This is a genomic window from Streptomyces endocoffeicus (assembly GCF_016741935.1).
In the GTDB taxonomy this organism is placed as follows: Bacteria; Actinomycetota; Actinomycetes; order Streptomycetales; family Streptomycetaceae; genus Streptomyces; species Streptomyces endocoffeicus.
Window position 1 is genome coordinate 1 of sequence record NZ_JAERRG010000193.1, and the last position, 679, is coordinate 679.

At 66.1% G+C, this 679-nt stretch carries 1 protein-coding gene; it reads right to left on the reverse strand.

Annotated elements, in window-relative coordinates:
- On the reverse strand, positions 1 to 679 hold a 679-nt coding region (locus tag JK364_RS54540), incomplete at both ends, for a ketoacyl-synthetase C-terminal extension domain-containing protein (RefSeq protein WP_201858901.1).

Below are 679 nucleotides of genomic sequence, written 5' to 3' on the forward strand. Positions count from 1 at the left end.
CGTCTCGCCCTCCGCCAGGCCTTTAAGCCCAGCCTCAAACTCCTCCACATCCGAGCCAAAGACGACAGCACGGTGCTCGAACACCGCACGCGAACCCACCAGAGCACGCCCCACACCCACCACATCCACGCCACCGTCAGCCTGAGCAGCACGCACGTACTCCAGCAGTCGGCCCGCCTGAGCCGCCAACGCACCCGCACTACGCCCCGACACCACCCACGGCGTCACACCACCACCAGCCGAAACCACCTCCCCACTCATGGCCTCGTCCACCGGTGCTTCCTCGAGGATGACGTGAGCGTTGGTCCCCGAGACGCCAAAGGAAGACACACCAGCCCGCCGCACCCGCTCCCCACGCGGCCAGGCAACAGGCTCAGCCAGTAACTCCACCGCGCCCGCATCCCAGTCCACATGCGAGGACGGCTGGTCCACATGCAACGTGCGCGGCAGCACCTCCCGATCCAGGGCCATGACCATCTTGATCACACCACCCACACCCGCAGCCGCCTGCGTGTGACCGATGTTCGACTTCAACGACCCCAACCACAACGGCCGACCATCCTCACGCTCCCGCCCATAAGTAGCCAGCAACGCCTGCGCCTCGATCGGATCACCGAGCGTCGTACCCGTCCCATGCCCCTCAACCGCATCCACATCCACCGCCGACAACCGCGCGTTA